The sequence below is a fragment of the Rhodopseudomonas palustris genome, assembly GCF_003031265.1.
Taxonomy (GTDB): Bacteria; Pseudomonadota; Alphaproteobacteria; order Rhizobiales; family Xanthobacteraceae; genus Rhodopseudomonas; species Rhodopseudomonas palustris_H.
Genome location: NZ_CP019966.1, coordinates 3,859,640 through 3,880,792 on the forward strand (window position 1 = coordinate 3,859,640; position 21,153 = coordinate 3,880,792).

16 protein-coding genes are annotated in these 21,153 nt (G+C 66.5%); 10 read left to right on the plus strand and 6 right to left on the minus strand.

Annotated elements, in window-relative coordinates; all coding sequences use genetic code 11:
• Nucleotides 1-174: 174 nt before the first annotated feature.
• From RPPS3_RS18010 to RPPS3_RS18025, 4 genes are all read left to right on the plus strand, one after another.
• Nucleotides 175-2,721 carry an ATP-dependent helicase gene (locus RPPS3_RS18010; RefSeq protein WP_107345285.1) on the plus strand — a complete coding sequence of 849 codons (2,547 nt, stop codon included), beginning with the start codon at nt 175-177 and terminating at the stop codon, nt 2,719-2,721.
• Nucleotides 2,721-3,005: a type II toxin-antitoxin system HicB family antitoxin gene (locus tag RPPS3_RS18015; RefSeq protein WP_107345286.1), complete on the plus strand. Its 285-nt coding sequence runs from the start codon at nt 2,721-2,723 to the stop codon at nt 3,003-3,005. The genes RPPS3_RS18010 and RPPS3_RS18015 overlap by 1 nt, the downstream gene beginning before the upstream one ends.
• Before the next feature lie 299 nt (nt 3,006-3,304).
• A complete protein-coding gene (locus RPPS3_RS18020; RefSeq protein WP_107345287.1) occupies nt 3,305-4,225 on the plus strand; it encodes an ABC transporter ATP-binding protein in 921 nt (306 codons plus the stop codon).
• Between the two features lie 2 nt (nt 4,226-4,227).
• Nucleotides 4,228-4,989, plus strand: coding sequence for an ABC transporter permease (locus RPPS3_RS18025; RefSeq protein ID WP_107345288.1), 762 nt, complete (start codon nt 4,228-4,230; stop codon nt 4,987-4,989).
• Nucleotides 4,990-5,074: 85 nt separating this feature from the next.
• On the opposite strand, the gene RPPS3_RS18030 is transcribed toward RPPS3_RS18025, so the two are convergent.
• Complete coding sequence (locus RPPS3_RS18030; protein WP_107345289.1) at nt 5,075-5,422, minus strand: hypothetical protein; 348 nt, start codon at nt 5,420-5,422, stop codon at nt 5,075-5,077.
• 269 nt (nt 5,423-5,691) lie between these two features.
• Here RPPS3_RS18030 and RPPS3_RS18035 point away from each other — a divergent pair, with 269 nt between their 5' ends.
• Nucleotides 5,692-6,462, plus strand: coding sequence for a L,D-transpeptidase (locus tag RPPS3_RS18035; RefSeq protein WP_107345290.1), 771 nt, complete (start codon nt 5,692-5,694; stop codon nt 6,460-6,462).
• A gap of 284 nt (nt 6,463-6,746) precedes the next feature.
• Here RPPS3_RS18035 and RPPS3_RS18040 read toward each other — a convergent pair whose 3' ends face one another.
• Entirely contained in the window at nt 6,747-9,026 is a 2,280-nt protein-coding gene (locus tag RPPS3_RS18040) for a spermidine synthase (RefSeq protein WP_107346671.1), read from the minus strand.
• 161 nt (nt 9,027-9,187) lie between these two features.
• Between RPPS3_RS18040 and RPPS3_RS18045 the strand changes: the two genes are divergently transcribed.
• Nucleotides 9,188-10,798, plus strand: coding sequence for a phytoene desaturase family protein (locus RPPS3_RS18045; RefSeq protein ID WP_107345291.1), 1,611 nt, complete (start codon nt 9,188-9,190; stop codon nt 10,796-10,798).
• Between the two features lie 68 nt (nt 10,799-10,866).
• On the opposite strand, the gene RPPS3_RS18050 is transcribed toward RPPS3_RS18045, so the two are convergent.
• The gene (locus RPPS3_RS18050; RefSeq protein ID WP_107345292.1) at nt 10,867-11,169 is read right to left on the minus strand and encodes a hypothetical protein; all 303 of its coding nucleotides are present in this window, start codon (nt 11,167-11,169) and stop codon (nt 10,867-10,869) included.
• A 443-nt stretch (nt 11,170-11,612) separates the two neighbouring features.
• On the opposite strand from RPPS3_RS18050, the gene RPPS3_RS18055 reads away from it, so the two are divergent.
• Complete coding sequence (locus RPPS3_RS18055; protein ID WP_107346672.1) at nt 11,613-12,503, plus strand: 50S ribosomal protein L11 methyltransferase; 891 nt, start codon at nt 11,613-11,615, stop codon at nt 12,501-12,503.
• A gap of 24 nt (nt 12,504-12,527) precedes the next feature.
• Here RPPS3_RS18055 and RPPS3_RS18060 read toward each other — a convergent pair whose 3' ends face one another.
• Nucleotides 12,528-12,722: a hypothetical protein gene (locus RPPS3_RS18060; RefSeq protein ID WP_107345293.1), complete on the minus strand. Its 195-nt coding sequence runs from the start codon at nt 12,720-12,722 to the stop codon at nt 12,528-12,530.
• Nucleotides 12,723-12,918: 196 nt separating this feature from the next.
• Between RPPS3_RS18060 and RPPS3_RS18065 the strand changes: the two genes are divergently transcribed.
• The gene (locus RPPS3_RS18065) at nt 12,919-14,748 is read left to right on the plus strand and encodes an aminopeptidase P family protein (protein ID WP_107345294.1); all 1,830 of its coding nucleotides are present in this window, start codon (nt 12,919-12,921) and stop codon (nt 14,746-14,748) included.
• Nucleotides 14,749-15,129: 381 nt separating this feature from the next.
• A complete protein-coding gene (locus RPPS3_RS18070; RefSeq protein WP_107345295.1) occupies nt 15,130-16,416 on the plus strand; it encodes a multidrug effflux MFS transporter in 1,287 nt (428 codons plus the stop codon).
• 307 nt (nt 16,417-16,723) lie between these two features.
• Here RPPS3_RS18070 and ligA read toward each other — a convergent pair whose 3' ends face one another.
• Nucleotides 16,724-18,871 carry an NAD-dependent DNA ligase LigA gene (ligA, locus tag RPPS3_RS18075; RefSeq protein ID WP_107345296.1) on the minus strand — a complete coding sequence of 716 codons (2,148 nt, stop codon included), beginning with the start codon at nt 18,869-18,871 and terminating at the stop codon, nt 16,724-16,726.
• Nucleotides 18,872-19,016: 145 nt separating this feature from the next.
• Here ligA and RPPS3_RS18080 point away from each other — a divergent pair, with 145 nt between their 5' ends.
• Nucleotides 19,017-19,304 carry a GIY-YIG nuclease family protein gene (locus tag RPPS3_RS18080; protein WP_107345297.1) on the plus strand — a complete coding sequence of 96 codons (288 nt, stop codon included), beginning with the start codon at nt 19,017-19,019 and terminating at the stop codon, nt 19,302-19,304.
• A gap of 153 nt (nt 19,305-19,457) precedes the next feature.
• Here the strand turns inward: RPPS3_RS18080 and recN are convergent, their stop codons facing one another.
• A complete protein-coding gene (gene recN, locus RPPS3_RS18085; protein WP_107345298.1) occupies nt 19,458-21,143 on the minus strand; it encodes a DNA repair protein RecN in 1,686 nt (561 codons plus the stop codon).
• Nucleotides 21,144-21,153: the final 10 nt, after the last annotated feature.

Genomic DNA, 21,153 nt, shown 5'->3' on the forward strand with positions numbered 1-21,153 from the left:
CATTTTCACGCGAGAAATCGGAACGAAACCGCCTTAACGAGCCGCTGCGCCGGCCTGGGATGCACGCCCGAACCTGTCGATAGCGGCACGCCGCGCCTATATCGGCGGATAATCCTGCTCTAAAGGCTCCCCTTCGAGCCCCGCAGCGCGGCTGTGGGTGGTAAAACGATTCGCATGACCGATCCGACCAAGCGCCAGCCTCTCGACCTCTCCAGCTATCAGCCCGCCGCCGGCGGCATCGCCGCGCGCGCCCGCGCCGCGGCCGGCCCGGCCTATCTGTCCGGCCTCAATCCGGAGCAGCGCGACGCCGTGGAGACGCTCGACGGCCCGGTGCTGGTGCTGGCCGGCGCCGGCACCGGCAAGACCCGCGTGCTGACCACGCGGATCGCCCACATCCTCTCCACCGGCCGCGCCCGCCCCGCCGAGATCCTGTCGGTGACCTTCACCAACAAGGCCGCGCGTGAGATGAAGCTGCGGCTCGGCCAGATGCTCGGCCAGGCGGTCGAAGGCATGCCGTGGCTCGGCACCTTCCATTCGATCGGCGGCCGCATCCTGCGCTATCACGCCGAGCTGGTGCAGCTCACCTCGAACTTCACCGTGCTCGACACCGACGACCAGATCCGCCTGCTCAAGCAACTGCTCGCCGCCGACAACATCGACGACAAGCGCTGGCCGGCGCGGATGCTCGCCGGACTAATCGACGGCTGGAAGAACCGCGGCCTGACGCCGTCGCAGGTGCCGGCCGGCGAAGCCGCAATGTTCGGCAACGGCCGCGGCGGCAAGCTCTACGCGCAGTACCAAGAACGGCTGAAGATCCTCAACGCCGCCGACTTCGGCGATCTGCTGCTGGAAAACATCCGGCTGTTCCGCGAACACCCCGACGTGCTGCGCAGCTACCAGTCCCGCTTCAAGTTCATCCTCGTCGACGAGTATCAGGACACGAACGTCGCGCAGTATCTCTGGCTGCGGCTGCTGTCGCAGACGCCTTCTGCCTCATCGTCATTGCCGGGCTTGACCCGGCAATCCATCGCTTCACAAGAAGATGGATCACCGGGTCTCGACGCTTCGCGTCGGCCCGGCGATGACGTGGGAGCGAGTGGCAACGTGGTTGCCCCCTCCGCTCCCCCCAAAAACATCTGCTGCGTCGGCGACGACGATCAGTCGATCTACGGCTGGCGCGGTGCCGAGGTCGACAACATCCTGCGGTTCGAGCACGACTTCCCCGGCGCCAAGGTCATTCGCCTGGAGCGCAATTATCGCTCGACCGGACACATCCTCGCCGCCGCCTCGCACCTGATCGCGCACAATGAAGGCCGTCTCGGCAAGACGCTGCGCACCGAGGATGTCGACGGCGAGATGGTCACCGTCACCGGCGCCTGGGATTCGGAAGAAGAAGCTCGCGCCATCGGCGAAGAGATCGAGCAGCTGCAACGTCAGGGCCACGCTCTGAACGAGATCGCGATCCTGGTGCGCGCGTCGTTCCAGATGCGCGAGTTCGAAGACCGCTTCGTCACCCTCGGCCTGCCCTATCGGGTGATCGGCGGCCCGCGGTTCTATGAGCGCGCCGAAATCCGCGACGCGCTGGCGTACTTGCGGGTAATCAACTCGCCCGCCGACGACCTCGCCTTCGAACGCATCGTCAACGTGCCGAAGCGCGGCCTCGGCGACGCCACCGTGCAGATGCTGCACGACCACGCCCGTAAGCGCCGTATTCCGTTGTTCGAGGCGGCGCGGATGGTGATCGACACCGACGAGCTGAAGCCGAAAGCGCGCGGCAGCCTGCGCGGCCTGATCGAGAATTTCGAACGCTGGCAGGTGCAGCGCGACGCGCTGGCGCACACCGAACTTGCCGAGATCGTGCTCGACGAAAGCGGCTACACCGAGATGTGGCAGAAGGATCGCTCCGCCGATGCCGCCGGCCGGCTGGAGAACCTGAAAGAACTCGTGAGCTCGATGGAAGAGTTCGAGAATCTTCAGGGATTCTTAGAGCACATCTCGCTGGTGATGGATCGTGAAGGCGGCGCCGACGAAGACGCCGTCAGCGTGATGACACTGCACTCCGCCAAGGGCCTCGAATTCGAGACCGTGTTTCTGCCGGGCTGGGAGGAAGGCCTGTTTCCGCATCAGCGCGCGCTCGACGAACAGGGCCGCGCCGGCCTCGAGGAAGAGCGCCGCCTGGCCCATGTCGGCATCACCCGCGCCCGCAAGCGCGCGAAGTTGTACTTCGCCACGAACCGCCGCATCCACGGCACCTGGAACACCACGATCCCGTCGCGCTTCCTCGACGAACTGCCGGCCGCCAATGTCGAGATCACCGAGTCGAAAGGCGGCTCCGGCTGGGGCGGCATGAGCGGCTACGGCCCGTCGCGGTTCGACAACGTCGAGTCGTTCGGCTCGAGCTACTCGACGCCGGGCTGGCAGCGCGCCCAGGCGCAGCGCGGTCGCAGCGGTGGCGGCAGCAACGGTGGCCGCAGCGGCGGCTTCGGCGAAAGCGGCTCGTCCTACTCGTCTGGCACCACCCGCCGCGCCCCCTTCACTATCGAGGGCGAACTGGTCGCCAAGTCCACCGGCACCGAGTCGGCGTTCTCGCTGAAGGACCGCGTCTTCCACCAGAAGTTCGGCTACGGCCACGTCACTAAGATCGACGGCAACAAACTCACCATCGTGTTCGACAAGGCCGGCGAGAAGAAGGTGGTCGACAGTTTCGTGGAGCGGGTGTGATGGTGCACTACGTCGCCTTGATCCATCAGGACGCCGACGGCAGCTACAGCGTGTCGTTTCCCGACATTCCAGGCGTCGTCACCGCCGGCGAGACGATCGAGGAAGCCGAAGAAGAAGCCGCCGAGCTGCTCGCCTTTGCGGCCGAAGATCCGGACGGCACCATCGTATTCAATCCGCCGCGGTCGATCGATGAACTGAACAAAGACCCCGCCTTCGTCGCAGCCAGCAAGAGCGCGATCGTGGCGATGATCGAGTTTGACGCCGACGCAGACGCGGCGGAGTAAAACCCCGCCTCTCTCCGTCATTGCGAGCGAAGCGAAGCAATCCAAAAACCCAGTGCACAGGGTCTCTGGATTGCTTCGTCGGCTTCGCCACCTCGCAATGACGCGGTGAGGTTTCGGTGCCAGGAAGCCACGACGCGATGAGGTGGCGAGGGTCGGTGCCACCAAGCCGCGACGCGAAATTTTCCCCTCCCCGGCCTGTTCGTCCTGTCGGTTGCGCCAATCCTCAGCCGTCCTTATGTAAGCCGCCCGCACGTTACGGCTGCGGTCCGCCTGTCCCCGCCGAAGTTTCGCGAGCCCGCATGGCCCCGATCATTTCCGTCAAGAATCTGAGCAAGACCTACGGCACCGGGCGCAAGGCGCTGAACGGGGTCAGCCTCGACATTATGGGCGGCGAGATTTTCGCCCTGCTCGGGCCGAACGGCGCCGGCAAGACCACGCTGATCGGGACGATCTGCGGGCTGGTCAATCCGACCGGCGGCAGCGTGACGGTCGACGGCCACGACATCATCACCGACTATCGGGCGGCGCGCGAGCTGATCGGGCTGGTGCCGCAGGAGCTGCACACCGACGCGTTCGAGTCGGTGTGGGACACGGTGAGTTTTTCCCGCGGGCTGTTCGGCAAGCCGAAGAACCCGGCGCATATCGAGAAAGTGCTGCGCGATCTGTCACTGTGGGACCGCAAGGACAGCAAGATCATCACCCTGTCGGGCGGCATGAAGCGCCGAGTGATGATCGCGAAAGCGCTCAGCCACGAGCCGCAGATCCTGTTTCTCGACGAGCCGACCGCGGGCGTCGACGTCGAACTGCGCAAGGGAATGTGGGAGGTGGTGCGCGCGCTGAAGGCGACCGGCGTCACCATCATCCTGACCACGCACTACATCGAGGAAGCCGAGGAGATGGCCGACCGCGTCGGCGTCATCAACCATGGCGAGCTGATCCTGGTCGACGAGAAATCGGCGCTGATGCAGAAGCTCGGCAAGAAGCAGCTCAAGCTGCATCTCGACGCCCCGATCGACACGGTGCCGCCGCAGCTCGCCGCCTATGGCCTGACGCTGTCGGACGACCGCAACAAGCTGATCTACACCTACGACACCCGCGCCGAACACACCGGCATCACCGCGCTGCTCGAAGACCTGCGCGCCGCCGGCATCCGCTTCCACGATCTCGACACCAGCCAAAGCTCGCTGGAAGAGATCTTCGTCAGCCTGGTGAGGACGTGAGCATGAACCTGCGGGCGATCCGCGCGATCTATCTGTTCGAAATGGCGCGGACTTGGCGGACGCTGATGCAGAGCATCGTGTCGCCGGTGCTGTCGACGTCGCTGTATTTCATCGTGTTCGGCGCCGCGATCGGCTCGCGGATCGACCAGGTCGAAGGCGTCAATTACGGCAGCTTCATCGTGCCCGGCCTGATCATGCTCAGCGTGCTGACGCAGAGCGTCGCCAACGCCTCGTTCGGCATCTACTTCCCGAAATTCACCGGCACCATTTACGAGATCTTATCGGCCCCCGTGTCGTTTCTGGAAATCGCGGTCGGCTATGTCGGCGCCGCGGCCAGCAAGTCGATTATCCTCGGCCTGATCATCCTGGCCACCGCCGGCCTGTTCGTGCCGCTGCACATCGCGCATCCGGTGTGGATGTTCGCGTTTTTGGTGCTGACCTCGGTGGCGTTCAGCCTGCTCGGCTTCATCATCGGCATCTGGGCCGACGGCTTCGAAAAGCTGCAGGTCGTGCCGCTCTTGATCATCACGCCGCTCACCTTCCTGGGCGGCAGTTTCTATTCGATCTCGATGCTGCCGCCGGTCTGGCAGACCATCGCGCTGTTCAACCCGGTGGTTTATCTGGTCTCCGGCTTCCGTTGGAGCTTCTACGAGATCGCCGACGTCAATGTCGCCGTCAGCCTTGCCGCCACCTTCGGCTTCCTGCTCGCCTGTCTCGCGGTGGTGTGGTGGATCTTCAAGACCGGCTATCGCCTGAAGGCCTGAGCGCAGCAGCTTCGTCACCAGACACGTCGCAAACAAAAAGGCGCGACCTGATGGCCGCGCCTAGATTGTTTATAAGCCGCTCGTCTTAGCGGCGATAGCAGCGGAAGTTGCCGCTCCGGGTGTAATAGCCCTTGCAGCGATGGCCGCGGTGATAGCGGTAGCGCGGGCCGTGGTTCGGCAGGCCGAGCACGCCGTTCACCGCACCCACCGCGCCGCCGACGCCAGCACCAATCGCGCCGCCCACAGCGCCGCCGATCGGTCCGGCTGCGCGATTGCCTTCACGGGCGCCCTGCTCCGCGCCGCGCACGATGCCCTGCGAATGACCCGCGGTCGGAATCGCCAGCACCGCGAGCGCCAGGGCGGCTGCTGCGAACAGTGCTTTCAACGGGGTGTGCTCGGCGCGAACGGCGAACGCCTTGGCAGTGGTCTTCATCGATGTCCCTCCGGATTGAAACGCCCGACAGAACGCCGGGCGCGGACTCTGCAGCACATTAACACGCCCGCGCGCCTCGGGTTCCCGTTTCGCCGAGATTCCGCCGTGGTGGTGTCTTGATGCTGCCGCTGGAGTCGCCGAAGCCATCTTAACGATGCCGAAGGTTTTGCCGCTGCGGCACAGCGGCGACTGGAAACTGTCGCAGCCGCTATGCATATTACCGTCGGGCGGGCAAGGAAGTGAAAAGGATCGGGCCAGGAGGCCGCACAATGCGTTCGTATCTCGTATCTCTGACCGGCCTGATCCTGCTGGCGGTCTCGAGCACCGCTCAGGCGAAAGTCGCCATTACCGTCGACAAGGACAATCAGCAGCTCACCGTCGCGGTCGACGGCGTCGAGCGATACCGCTGGCCGGTGTCGACCGGCAATCCGTCGCACGAAACGCCGAACGGCAAATTCCAGACCTTCCGGATGGAATCCGACCATTATTCGAAGGAGTTCGACGATGCGCCGATGCCGCATTCGATCTTCTTCACCAAGCAGGGCCACGCCATCCACGGCACCGACGCGGCCGGCAAGCTCGGCGTGCCGGTGTCACACGGCTGCGTGCGGCTGTCCCGCGACAACGCCGCGACGTTGTACGCCCTGGTCGAGAAGGAAGGCGTGCTCAACACCACGGTGACGCTGACCGGCTCGTCGCAGGTCGCGCTGGCGCGGCTGAAGAGCAAGGGCGGCAATGCCATCGCCCGCGCCGAACCGCTGCCGTCTCCGACCTATGATGCCAACGGCCAGCCGATCGATCTGGTGCCGAGCCGGCCGCGCGCGGTGCGCCCGCAGGTCACCGATGACGGCTACATCTATCCGGCCGACGGCAGCTACGCTGACCGCCGCTACCCGGCCCCTCCCGGCTATCGCCGCGTCGCGCCGCCGCAATACGGCTACGTCGAGAACGACTCCTACGCCCAGGATTACGCGCCGCGACGTTATTATCAGCCGCGCGGCTATTATGACGGCGGCTATGGCGGCTACTCGGCGTACTGAGCCGAGCCACGACTGATCCGATCGAAACGCGCGGCCTCCCCGGGCCGCGCGTTTTGTTTTGCCTAGAGAATTTCTGATTTCGACGGGATCAGGACCGCACTTCCTCGCGGTCGCAGCTTGCAGAACCTCATGGTGAGGAGGCGCGAAGCGCCGTCTCGAACCATGTGCCGCAAGCCCTGCGGCTCCTCATCCTTCGAGACGCCCGGCTTTGCCGGGCTCCTCAGGATGAGGGCTTTAGTGCGCTTGGAAAGGCCAAGTTCGCTTCAATCAATCGAAGAAGCGCTCTAATCCTCGCCGTCGCGCAGCCGGCGCCACACCGCGCCGAGCACGTTGGAGTAGTCGTCGGTCCACACCCGGTCGCCGTCGCGCGGCGCGGTCAGGGTCCAATCGTCATTGGCGGCGAGCCAGCCGATGTCCGCCGCCTCGCGGGCCGAGATCACCACCGAGGTGGCGAAGATGTATTCGGCGTCGCGCCCGGCATCCTGCGACGCAACCCAGCTCTTCAGCCCGTTGGCATCGGCGATGCCGACGGCCACGCTCGCCAGTTCGAGATGGCGGTTGGAGACGTGCATCAGCACGGCGCCCTGTGGCGCCAGCTTCGCCTTGTAGATCGCCATCGCCTCGCGAGTGGCGAGATGGATCGGGATCGCGTCCGACGAATAGGCATCGACGATGATCAGGTCGTAGGCGCCGTCCGGCTCGTGCGCGAAGGTCAACCGCGCGTCGCCGACCACGGGCTGCAGATCCGGCGCGCATTTGCTGACGAAGCTGAAATATTTCGGATCGCGCGCGGTATCGATCATCGACTGATCGATCTCGAAGAACCGCCAATGCTCGTCCGGCGCCGCCGCGCAGGTCAGCGTGCCAGAGCCGAGCCCGATTACGGCAACGCGGATCGGGCCGCCCTTACGCTCGCGCATCGCGGTGATCGCCTGCCCGATGCCGCCGTCCTTGTGGTAGTACGAGATCGGCTCGGGCCGGCCGGTGACCGGCGTGCCATCGTCGTTGAGCACGCGTTCGGCGCCGTGGATCGTGGTGCCGTGCAGCAGCACATGGAAGCGGCCATCCGCCGTCACCTGGATCTTGTGCACGCCGAAGAAGCTGCGCACCGTTTCGATCCGCCCCTCGTCGGCCGGATACAGCCGGATCAAGACCAGCGCCAGCACGACGGTGGCGAGCAGCTTGGCCGGGGCTGCGCGCAGCACCACCGCGAGGACCACCCCGAGCCCGACGACATCGCCGATCACCAGCACCCGGTTGGTGGCGAACCATTCGTGCAGCTTGCCGGTGGTGAACGCCGAGGTGATCAGCACCACCGCCGGCGCGGCGATCAGCAGCCAGATCGCCACCGACCATTGCGGTCGCCATTCCGGCGTCTGCGGCCGGCACAGCACCGCCAAAGCCAGCAAGATCGGGTATTCGGCGATCCAGGAGAAGGTGTACGGCGCCAGCAGCCCGGCAAACAGGCCGCCGACCATGCCGCCGAACGACAGCGCCACGTAGAAGCCGGTGAGATATCGCGCCGGCGGCCGGGTCCGCGCCAGCTCGCCATGGCAGGCCATCGCGATGATGAAGAAGCACACCAGGTGTCCGCCGAGCGTCAGCAGCAGATTGTGCTCGGACGCCGAATAGGCCAGCAGCACCACGATCACCGCGATCGCGATCGGCTGCAGCGCCAGCATCCATTTGTGCGGAAGCAGCGGTCGCGACTGGAACACCAGCACCCAGGTGAGCAGGTACAGTGACAGCGGTAGCACCCACAGCAGCGGTGCGGCGGCGACGTCGGTCGAGATGTGCGCCGTAACGGCGATCAGCAGCCCGGACGGCACCGCGGCGAGGAACACCCAGCGCCCCACCGTCAACCACGACGGCGCCGGGACGTCCTGATCGTCGGCAATCACGTCGGCCGCAGCAGCGGCCGGTGCGCGCAGCAGCAGCAAGCCACAGGCGGCGATCAGCAGGATCAGCACACCATAGCCGGCGGTCCACATCAGATTCTGCAGCCGCAGTGTCAGCAGCGGCTCGAGCAGCACCGGATAGGACAATAGCGCCAGGAAGCTGCCGATGTTGGAGGCCGCATAGAGGAAGTACGGATCGCGGCCGTCGGGATGGCCGGTGCGGACGAACCACGCCTGCAGCAGCGGATTGTTGGCGGCGAGCGCGAAGAACGGCAGGCCGATCGACACCGCGAACAAGCCGAGCAGCCACAGCTCATAGCCGCTCGCCGGCGGCGTGCCCCATCCGCCGGCGATCGCCAGCGGCAGTGTCAGCAGCGCGCCGACCAGCACGAGCAGGTGCACCACGACCGGCACGCGGCGATCGGCAAACCGGCTCAGCCCGTGCGCATAGGCGTAGCCGGCCAGCAGCAGCGACTGGAAGAACACCATCGCCACCGACCATACCGCCGGCGAGCCGCCGAGCCGCGGCAGCACCATTTTGGTGAACAGCGGCTGCACCGAAAACAGCAGCAGCGCGCTGACGAAGATCGCGGTGGTAAAAACGATCAGGATCTGCCGGTTGCGCGCCGGGCTGTTCGGGCTCGCGGCGAGGGTCGGTTCGGTCATGGCGTTTCCTGCTGCGGTCCGCCGCGGCGGACGCTGGACATCGTCGGCCATGGCGATGGATTCCGGCAGGCCCGTGACGCGCCGCATCCTAGCGTCGCTCTGTGAACAATGGCAAAACCAGCCGCGAACGCGTCTGTCACATCCGGTCCGGGAACCTTCCGATGTCCGATCCCGACGTTCTGATCATCGGTGCCGGTCACAACGGCCTCACTTGCGCGGCGTATTTGGCGCGCGCGGGATTGAAGGTGAAGGTGGTGGAGCGCCGCAGCGTGGTCGGCGGCGCCGCGGTGACGCAGGAGTTTCATCCCGGCTTTCGTAACTCGGTTGCGGCCTACACGGTCAGCCTGCTCAATCCGAAAGTGATCGCCGACCTCAAGCTGCACGATCACGGGCTCAGAATCGTCGAGCGCAAGGCGCAGAACTTCTTGCCCGCGCCGGACGGCCAATATCTGCTCACCGGCAGCAACTTCACCGCCGCCTCGCTGGCGCGGCTCAGCCCGCATGATGCCGCAGCGTTCGGCGGGTTCGCGGCCGAGCTCGAAATCATCGCCGATGTGCTGCGGCACTTTGTGCTGCGCGCCCCGCCCAATCTGGTGGCGCAGTTCGGCTTGCCGGCGATCCGCGAGAGCCTCAACGCGCTCGGAACCGCCAACCGGCTGCGGGCTCTCACCATGGAGCAGCAGCGGCTGCTGCTCGATCTGTTCACCTGCTCGGCCGGCGAGATGCTCGACGCCCGGTTCGAGCATGATCTGGTCAAGGCGCTGTTCGGCTTCGACGCCATCGTCGGCAACTACGCCAGTCCGTATGCGGCCGGCTCGGCCTATGTGATGCTGCATCACGCGTTCGGCGAGGTGAACGGCAAGAAGGGCGTCTGGGGTCACGCGATCGGCGGCATGGGCGCGATCAGCCAGGCGATGGCCGCGGCTGCGCGGGCCGCTGGCGCGGAGATCGAGACCTCCGCCGGCGTGCGCGAGGTGCTGGTCGAGAAGGATCGCGTGGTGGGCGTCAGCCTGGACGACGGCCGCAGCGTGCGGGCGCGGTTTGTGGCGTCCAACGTCAATCCGAAGCTGCTGTACACCCGCCTGCTGCCGCAGGATGCCCTGCCCGACGACGTCCGCCGACGGATGCAGCACTGGAAGACCGGCTCAGGCACGTTCCGGATGAATGTCGCGCTGTCACAGCTGCCGTCGTTCACTGCGCTGCCCGGCGAAGGCGACCACCTCACCGCCGGCATCATCATCGCGCCGAGCCTCGGCTACATGGACCGCGCCTATCAGGACGCCCGCACCCACGGCTGGAGCCGCGAGCCAGTGGTCGAGATGCTGATCCCGTCGACGCTCGACGACAGCCTGGCGCCGAACGGGCAACACGTCGCCAGCCTGTTCTGCCAGCACGTGGCTCCCGAGCTGCCGGACGGCGCCTCCTGGGACGACCATCGCGACGAGGTTGCCGACCTGATGATCGCGACTGTCGACCGCTACGCGCCGGGCTTTGCCGCCAGCGTGCTCGGCCGCCAGATCCTGTCGCCGCTCGATCTCGAACGCGAGTTCGGCCTCGTCGGCGGCGACATCTTCCACGGCGCGCTCAGCCTGAACCAGTTGTTCTCGGCGCGCCCGCTGCTGGGCCACGCCGACTATCGCGGTCCCCTAAAGGGCCTCTATCACTGCGGCAGCGGCGCCCACCCCGGCGGCGGCGTCACCGGCGCCCCCGGCCATAATGCGGCCGCCGCGATCCTCAACGACCACCGCAACTTGTTTGCAAGCCGTGGATAAGGTTGGGGATAAGCCTGTGGATAAACTGTGGAAAACTTGTAGATGAACAGTGCGGCTGCGGGCGTTTTTCAGCCGCGCAGGCAGCGCTTGGCTTCGGCGATCTGCGCCCAGCTGTAGCCGTTCTTCAGCGCCCAGGCGATCGACTTGGCCCGGCCGTGTTCGCTGACGTAGTAGCGCACCGTGACGCAATCGACGCCCGCCGGAATGGCGGTCTGCCCAGCCGGGAAAGCTACCGGCGTCACGCCGCCCTGCCCTTCGGCGAAAGCCGCGGGCGTTCCAACGGTTGCGAGCAAGGCTGAAACGACCACCATCGTAGACAGTTTTCGGCGCCGGGTGGCGGTCGCGCACAGAACTTCGTTGGCCTTGCTCATCAAACCTCATGTCGTTGTCGGGGATCGTCGCTGGCGGCGCCGTCATTGGAGCTGCGGCCAAGCGCGCGAACCCATTGGCCAAAGAACAAGGCGACAATAGGACTCTCACAACCAAAACTTGAAACGCAGCCGGCACGGAACTGGTTCCGCGCATCTATTTCGCACCCGCTATCCGTTGGGGCGGACCACTCCCTGGGAAGCGTGTGCGTAACAGAACCTCCGAGTCGTTTTCTGTCCACGCGCATAGGCTTCGCAGCCGTTCGTCACGCTGTGCACGAATCTGTCGACAGTTGCGCGAAGGCTGTGGAGAACCATGAATCTTGCGGATTCAACCCTGTGCATAAGTCATGGACAAGCTGTGCGTTTCCGGCGCAGAAGCGGTGGACGATCTGTTGAGAGATCACTTCAGCCGCGCCCTTTCGCTGCCAACCTTCGGACCTGCCATGACTGATCCCGCCCCCACCGTCCGCGCCAGCTTCGTGCTCGGCGACGAGGCCACCGCCCGCCGCGTCACCGACCTGCTCGGCGAGTGCTTCGACGAGGCCGAGATGGCGATCGCAGCGTTCGAGCGGCCAGACCGCAGCTGGGAAGTGGCGCTGCATTTCGGCGAGCAGCCGAACCTCGACCATATCCGCGAGCTGGTGGCGCAGGCCGCCGGCCCCGAGGCCGCGCAGGCGATCAGCCTCGAAACCGTCGCCGCCAAGGATTGGGTCGCAGCGAGCCTGGAAGGGCTGGTGCCGGTCCCGGCCGGCCGCTTCGTCGTCCATGGCAGCCACGACCGCGACCGTGTCCCGGCCAACAAGCTCGGCATCGAGATCGAAGCGGCGCTGGCGTTCGGCACCGGTCATCATGGCACCACCCGCGGCTGCCTGACCCTGCTCGATCTGGTGTTGCGCGCCGGCCCGCCGCAGCGCGTGCTCGACCTCGGCACCGGCACCGGCGTGCTGGCGATCGCCGCCGCCAAGGCGCTGCGCCACACCGTGCTCGCCACCGACATCGACAAGCAGTCGGTCGCGGTCGCGCGCGAGAACGCGCGGCTCAACGGCGTCGGCAATCTGGTTCAGGCCGAATGGGCAACCGGCTTCGCCTCGCCGGTGTTCGCCGCCCATGCGCCGTTCGATCTGGTGCTGGCGAACATCCTCGCCAACCCGCTGCGGGCGCTGGCCCAGCCGATGAGCGAGCACCTGGCGCCGGGCGCCCTGGTGATCCTGTCGGGGCTGCTGCAGCCGCAGGCGCAGAGCGTGATCGCGGCGTATCGGGCGCGCGGCTGCGTGCTGCTGAGGCAACTGGTGATCGAAGGCTGGAGCAGCCTGCTGCTGGTGAAGACGTTCTGACGGGGAGCGCTACTGAGCGAACGCTCAGTGCGCGGGCTTGTCGGGGAATCGGCTGTGGGCGTCGCCGTTCGGGTCGGTGCGCCTGACCGCCGACTGGACGAAACGGTCCAGGATGCGCACGATCACACCACGCGGCTGCGGCTGCTCGGGCTCGACGTTCGGAGGCGTGCCACCCGGGCGGACCGGCGGGGAAATCTTCTCAAACGTAAAAGCAGGCATGGTGTATCACCTCGTCGTTGAGTTGAGACACTCCCGGGATTGTCCCGGACGCGTTGTCAGAGCGTGGTGCAGCTGGCACTGCGGAGCTCTCGCCCGTCTCTTGCGGGCTCGATAAATCAAGCATAACTCGTGCCATAAGCTGGACTTTATGCATATCGCGTGAGCCGTGCGCAACGTGTCGAGGGAGCAGACCGCTATGTTCGAGTCGCATTTCCAGAGCTTCGAGGAGCCCGAGAGCGGCGTCGCACTCACCGCGCGGCTATCGGCGTTTCGCGAAGAGCTGCTGCGGCGCAAGCTCACCGGATTTGCGATTCCCCGCGCCGATCAGCAACAAAACGAATATGTGCCGCCGTCCGACGAGCGGCTGGCGTGGCTCACCGGCTTCACCGGATCGGCGGGGCTGGCGTATGTGCTGATCGATCAGGCCGCGTTGTTCGTCGACGGCCGCTACACCTTGCAGGCCGCCAAACAGGTCGACGGCAATGCGTGGTGCATCGAGTCGCTAGTCGAACCGCCGCCGGAGCGCTGGCTGGAGACGCATCTGAAAGCCGGTGATCGCCTCGGATTTGATCCGTGGCTGCACACTTCTTCGGCAGTCGAACGGATGCAGGCCGCCTGCGCCAAAGCCGGCGCCGAGCTGGTTGCGGTCGACGGCAATCCGGTCGATGCGGTGTGGAGCGAACGCCCCGCGCCGCCGCTCGGACCGGTCACCGTCCACGGCGTGGAATTCGCCGGCGAGAGCGAGGCCAGCAAGCTCGGGCGCATCAACGAGGAGCTGGCCCGGCTGAAGGCCGATGCGCTGGTGCTGTCGGATTCCCACGCCGTCGCCTGGACCTTCAACATCCGCGGCGCCGACGTCTCGCACACGCCGCTGCCGCTGTCCTACGCGCTGCTGCCGAAGGATGGCCGCCCCACCATCTTCATCGACGGCCGCAAACTGTCGAACAGCGTGCGCGACCATCTCGAACAGACCGCCGAGGTCGCCGAGCCGGCCGAGCTGGCGCCGATGCTCCGCGAGCTGGCCAAGACCGGCGCCACCATCGCGCTCGACAGCGCCACCGCGGCCGATGCGCTGACCCGGCTGATCAAGGAGGCCGGCGGCAAGCCGCTGCGCGGCGCCGATCCGGTCGCGCTGCTCAAGGCGGTGAAGAACCAGGCCGAGATCGACGGCACCCGCGCCGCGCATCGCCGCGACGCGGTGGCGCTGGCGCGCTTCCTCGCCTTCATCGATGCCGAAGCGCCGAAGGGCACGCTGACCGAGATCGATGCGGTCGAAGCGCTCGAGACCTTCCGCCGCGACACCGGCGCACTCAAGGACGTGTCGTTCCCGACCATCTCCGGCACCGGACCGAACGGCGCGATCGTGCATTATCGCGTCACCCGCAAGAGCAACCGCCGCATCCAGCCCGGCGACCTCTTACTGATCGATAGCGGCGCGCAGTATCAGGACGGCACCACCGACGTCACCCGCACCATCGCGGTCGGCGAGCCGACCGCGGAGATGCGCGACCGCTTCACCCGCGTGCTGCGCGGCCACCTCGCGATCGCCCGCGCGGTGTTTCCCAACGGCACCACCGGCGCGCAGCTCGACACGCTGGCGCGGCAGTTCCTATGGCAGGCCGGGATCGATTTCGAGCACGGCACCGGCCACGGCGTCGGCAGCTATCTGTCGGTGCACGAAGGCCCGGCGCGGATCTCCAAGCTCGGCACCACGCCTCTGAAGCGCGGCATGATCCTGTCCAACGAGCCCGGCTACTACAAGACCGACGGCTTCGGCATCCGGATCGAGAACCTCGAACTGGTGGTCGAGAAACAGATCGATGGCGCCGAGAAGCCGATGAACGGTTTCGAGGCCCTGACGCTGGCGCCGATCGACCGCCGCCTGATCGAGGTCGAGATGCTCAGTACCGAGGAACGATCCTGGCTCGACGCCTACCACACCCGCGTCCGCGAAACCGTCCGCCCCCACCTCGACGGCCCCACCCAACTCTGGCTCGATCAGGCGACCGCGCCGCTGGGAGCCTGAACACTTGAAGCGATGAGTGCCGCCCTCTCCCCGAGTCATTCCGGGGCGCGAGCGCCAGCTCGCGAACCCGGAATCTGAAGCGGGCACGGCCTGGAGCTGCGTCGCGCACACTAACCTCGAGATTCCGGGTTCGCCGCTGCGCGGCGCCCCGGAATGACACGCGAGAGTTTCTGCGCACGCGCCCCGGAATGACAGGTTGAGAGTCCGCGCGCGAATGACACCGGTCCGAGGCCTGTGCGGCCCCACGACCAGCAGCCCCTCGCCCGCCTTCCGCATAGCCTTATGCCGAAAAACCGCCTGTTAGCATTGCCCTGGCAGGCTACAGTCGAACCACCAGCTCACATCCTTCGCCCTGGCAGGCCCGTCGGGAACCGATCTCGCATGCACGGAATCGTCGGCAGATACGCAACGATCGACGCCAGCCGGCGCGACCTGCCGCCGTCGAAGCTGCTGCTCCTTCTGCTGGTGCTGATGAACGGCGCGGCGCCGATCGCGCTGTACATCTTCGTGCCGGCGCTGCCGGTGCTGGCGAGCGATTTTTCCAGCGACATCTCGGTCGCGCAGATGACCGTGTCGCTCTACATGGTCGGGCTGGCCTGCTCGCAGCTGATCATGGGGCCATTATCCGACCGCTTCGGCCGCCGCCCGGTGCTGCTCGGCGGGCTGGCGCTGATGGTCGCGGCCAGCATCGGCTGCATCTTCGCGCAGACGCTGCCGCAACTGATCGGCTTGCGTTTCCTGCAGGCGCTCGGCGGCGCCTCGGGCATGGTGATCAGCCGCGCCATCATCCGCGATCTCTACAGCCGCGACCGCGTCGGCGGCATGCTGAGTCTGGTGATCGCCGTGATGATGATCGCGCAGATGCTGAGCCCGCTCGCCGGCGGCGTGATCGAAACCGCGCTCGGCTGGCGCGCGATCTTCTACGCCGTCACCGCCGGCGCGATCGTCGTCGCCGCCGCGATCACGCTGGCGCTGCCGGAAACGAGCCGCCGCAGCACGCCCACCGCGCAGCGCGGCGGATTCCGCACCGACCTCCGGAGCCTGTTCGGCAGCCGCGCCTTCATCGGCTACGTGCTGTGCCAGGTGCTGGCGTCGGCGATCATCTTCATCTTCGCCGGTGGCGGCCCCTACGTCGTGGTGACGCAGATGGGCCGCAGCAGTGCCGAGTATGGCGCCTGGTTCGCCAGCTCCGGCTTCGCCTATCTGATGGGCAACGTGTTCTGCGTGAAATTCTCACCGCGGCATTCGCTCGACCGGTTGATCTGGTTCGGACTGGCGATGCAGATCGCCGGCGCGCTGCTCAATCTGGCGTGGGGCGTCCTCGGCTGGAATCAGGTGCCGAGCTGGCTGTTCGGCACCCACATGATCATCATGTTCGGCAATGCCGCGGTGATGGCCAACGCCGCCGCCGGCGCGATCAGCATCCGCCCGCAGGCCGCCGGGACCGCATCCGGACTGATGGGCTTCACCCAATTCGGGTTCGGCTCGCTGTGCTCGCAGGCCGGCGCCTGGCTCGGCGGTCATTTCGCGACGCCGTTGCCGCTCAACATCGCGATCTTCGGAACGGCACTCGCCTGCGCCTCGGCGATGATCTTCCTGGTGCCGCGCCGCAATCTGATCGCGACCGAGGAAATGATCGAGAAGGCGGAAGAAGAGACGCTGGTGTAGAGCGGCGGTCCTTCACCGTCATCCTCCGCGAAAGCGGAGGATCGAGTATCCCAGAGCCTCACGCGTTCACATCGGAGCGCCTCAACGAGTCATTCCGGGGCGCTCACGCAAGTGAGCGAACCCGGAATCTCGAGGAGTTCATCCGGAGCGAACGCCGCGCGTAGCAACTTCGAGATTCCGGGTTCGCTTGCTGCGCAACCGCCCCGGAATGACTTGCGGAGGCGATGGCGGATCGCCTCAACGCTCTGGGATACTGGGTCGCCCGCCTGCGCGGGCGATGACGCTGTTGATGCAGCAACGCCGTGAACTACCCGCCAATCAGCGCCAGCCACTCGTCTTCAGTCAGCACCGTGACGCCGAGGTCTTTCGCCTTGGTCAGCTTCGAACCCGCATCTTCGCCGGCGACTACGTAGTCGGTCTTCTTCGACACCGAGCCGGCGACCTTGGCGCCGAGCCGCTCGGCTGCGGCCTTGGCTTCGTCGCGGGTGAATTTCGACAGCGAACCGGTGAACACCACGGTCTTGCCGGCGACCGCGGTGTCGCGCCGCGCCTGCTCGGCCGGCAGCACCTCGGTGAGTTCGGCAAGCAACGCATCAAGCGCCTTGATGTTGCGCTCCTCGGCGAAGAACTCGACCACCGCTTCGGCCACGACGTCGCCGATCCCAGCGATGTTGTCGAGATCCTGATACGCCTCCGAGCTGTTGCCCTCCTCGGTCTGCGCGTCGGCGGCGGCACGCATCGCGCTGAGGAACGCATCCAGCGTGCCGTAGTGCCGCGCCAGCAGCTTGGCGTTACCCTCGCCGACATGGCGGATGCCGAGCGCGAAGATCAGCCGGTGCAGCTCGATCGTGCGCCGCGCGTCGATCGCGGCGAACAGGTTGCGCACCGAGGTCTCGCCGTAGCCTTCGAGCTGTTCGAGCTTGAGTTCGGCATTGCGCGCCTTCAGCGTGAAGATATCAGCCGGCTCCCGCACCCAGCCGCGCTCGTGGAACAGCTCGATCTGCTTTTCGCCGAGCCCGTCGATGTCGAAGGCGAGCCGCGACACGAAGTGCTTCAGCCGCTCGACCGCCTGCGCCGGGCAGATCAGCGCGCCGGTGCAGCGCCACACCGCCTCGCCCTCTTCGCGCACCGCGTGGCTGCCGCACACCGGGCATTTGTGCGGGAAGTGATACGGCTTCGCCGTATCCGGCCGCTTCTCCATCACCACGCTGACGATCTGCGGAATCACATCGCCGGCGCGCTGCACCACCACGGTGTCGCCTTCGCGGATGTCGACGCCATCGCGGATCGGCTCGCCGTCATTGCCGATGCCCTTGATGTAGTCCTCATTGTGCAGCGTCGCGTTCTGCACCACCACGCCGCCGACCGTCACCGGCTGCAGCCGCGCTACCGGCGTCATCGCGCCGGTGCGGCCGACCTGGATGTCGATCTTCTCCAGCACGGTCGTCGCCTGCTCAGCGGCAAACTTATGCGCGATCGCCCAGCGCGGGCTGCGTGACACAAAGCCGAGGCGTTCCTGATAGTCGAGCCGGTCGACTTTGTAGACCACGCCGTCGATGTCATACGGCAGCGCCGCGCGCTTCTCGCCGATCCGGCGATAGAACGCGAGCGCGTCTTCGACGCTATGACACAGCGTGATCTCGGGATTGACGACAAAGCCGGCGTGATCGAGCCATTGCAGCATCTTGTGCTGGGTCGGCTCCTCCATCGGATAGTCGCTCATTTCGCCCCACGCATAGGCGAAGAACTTTAGCGGCCGCGACGCGGTGACCGACACGTCCTTCTGCCGCAGCGAACCAGCGGCGGAGTTGCGCGGATTGGCGAACACGGTCTCGCCCGCCTCCTCTTGACGCTTGTTCAGCGCGAGGAAGTCCTGCTTCAGCATGTAGACTTCGCCGCGCAGTTCGCAGGCGGCGGGGATGCGCTTGCCCTTCAGCGTGTTTGGCACGTCCTTGATGGTGCGGACGTTGGCGGTGACGTCCTCGCCGGTGAATCCATCGCCGCGCGTCGCCGCGCGCACCAGTTCGCCGTGCTCGTAGCGTAGCGACAGCGACAGGCCGTCGATCTTCGGCTCGGCAACGATCGCAGGCACGTCGTCGAGCTTGAGAAAGCGCTGCACCCGCAGAGCGAACTCGGCGACTTCGTCATCGGCGAACGCGTTGCCGAGCGACAGCATCGGCACCGCGTGCTGCACCTTGGCGAAGCCGCGCGCCGGCGCCGCGCCGACGGTCTGGGTCGGCGACGAGGCGCTGACCAGCTCGGGAAACTTCTGCTCGATCGCCTCCAGCCGCCGCCGCAACGCATCGTAGTCAGCGTCCGAAATCTTCGGCGCGTCGTCCTGATAGTACGCCTTGTCATGCCCCTCGATCTCGAGGCGCAATCGCATCAGCTCCACCTTGGCCTTGGCTTTGGTGAGGGTGGCGACGTCGGGAGCGGGTTTGGTCTTCGCAGCCATTTTTCGCACTTGAGATTCTGGGTTCGCGAGCTCACGCTCGCGCCCCGGAATGACCTTGGGGAGAGGTGTTTAGCTTTACCGCGAGTCATTCCGGGGCGCTTGCGACAGCAAGCGAACCCGGAATCTCGCCGCGCGCGAGGCGCCGGTGGCCTATTATGTCTATCTGCTCGCCAGCCGCAAAGACGGTGCGCTGTATGTCGGCGTCACCAACGACCTCGTCCGCCGGGCTTATGAGCATCGCACCAAAGCCGTGCCGGGTTTCACGTCGAAATACAACATCGCCAGACTGGTGTGGTTCGAAATCCACGACGACCCGATCTCCGCCATCACCCGTGAGAAGGAGATCAAGAAGTGGCGACGGGCGTGGAAAGTGGCGCTGATCGAGCGCGACAATCCGGGCTGGGACGATCTGTTCGAGACGATCGCACGCTAGGCTGAGACAGGGTGCCCTGAATCTCGGGATTCCGGGTTCGCGCTGCGCGCGCCCCGGAATGACGGCGTTTTGAGAAACAGCCCCTCAGCGAGTCATTCCGGGGCGCCAGCGAAAGCTCGCGAACCCGGAATCTCTGCCAATGGGAGGAGAACCCTACCCCGCCGCCTTGATGAGCCGGTCGGCCGCGGCCCTCGCCTCTGCGGTGATCTCGGCGCCGGCCAGCATGCGGGCGATTTCTTCGCGGCGGTGGTCTTGTTCCAGGGCGGCGACGCGGGTGGCGACGCGTTTGCCCTTGTCGAGGGCAGCCTTGGAGATCAGCAAATGCTGGTCGGCACGGGCGGCGACCTGAGGGGCGTGGGTGACGGCCATCACCTGGACCTTGGAGGCGAGCCGCCCCAGCCGCGCGCCGACCGCCGCGGCGACGGCGCCGCCGACGCCGGTGTCGATCTCGTCGAACACCAGGGTCGGTGCCGAGCCCTTGTCGGACAGCACCACCTTCAGCGCCAGCAAGAAGCGCGACAGCTCGCCGCCCGACGCCACCTTCATCAGGGGGCCCGGGCGCGTGCCGGGATTGGTCTGCACCCAGAACTCGACGCGGTCGATGCCCTGAGGCCCCGGGGCCGCGTCATCGGCCTCGACCTGGGTCATGAACTTGGCGCGTTCGAGCTTAAGCGGCGCCAGCTCGGCACCCACCGCCTTGTTGAGCTTCTCCGCCGCCTTGGTCCGCGCGGCCGAGAGCTTGGCGGCTGCAGCGCTGTAGCGGGCGTCGGCTTCGGCAGCGTCCTTCTCCAGGACCACCAGCCGATCGGCGCCGGCATCGATCAGCGCGACGTCGGCGACGTATTGCGCGGCAAGCGCGGCGAGCGAATCCACCGGGGTCGAATACTTGCGGGCGGCGGCGCGCAGCGCGAACAGCCGCTCCTCGATCCGCTCCAGTTCCAACGGATCGAAATCAGCCGCGGCCAGCGCAGCGTTGAGGTGCTGGTCGGCCTCTTCCAGCGCGTTGATCGCGGCGTCGATGGCTTTCACCGCCGGCTCGACCAGTTGCGGCGCGGAGCCGGCGCGGCGCTCCAGCCGGCGCACCGCGGCAGCCAGCGAGGCGACCGGCGAATGCGGCCCACCGACTGCCTCCTGCGCCTCGCGCAAATCGGCGGCGATCTTCTCGCCCTGCATCATGGTGGCGCGGCGCTCGGCCAGCGTGGTCTCCTCGCCATCCTGCGGCGCGAGCTGCTTCAGCTCATCGGCAGCATGGCGCAGATAGTCGGCCTCGCGGGCGGCACGCTCCATACCGGTGCGGTGGGCGTCGAGCGCGGCCCGCGCGGTGCGGCGGCCCTCCCACAGCGTCTCCAGCGCGGCAACGTCCTTCTCAAGCCCGGCGAAGGCATCGAGCAGCCGGCGATGGGTGGCGGCGTCGACCAGCGCCCGCTCGTCATGCTGGCCGTGGATTTCGACCAGCGTGGCGCCGACCGCTTTCAGGGTCTGCACGCTGACGGACTGGTCGTTGATGAAGGCACGGGTGCGGCCGTCGGCGAGCTGGACCCGGCGCAGGATCAGTTCGCCGGATTCGTCGACCTCACGGTCGTCGAGACCATTGGCCTTGAGGATCGCGAATGCCGGATGGGTCTTGGCGACATCGAAGCTGGCGGTGACCTGGCCGTGCTCGGCGCCGTGGCGGACCAGCGCGGCATCGCCGCCGCCGCCGAGCGCCAGCGCAAAGGCGTCGAGCAGAATCGACTTGCCGGCACCGGTCTCGCCGGTCAGCACCGCAAGGCCACGGGAAAATTCGATGTCGAGCCGCTCGATCAACACGATATCGCGGATCGAAAGGCGCGAAAGCATGGGAGACGGT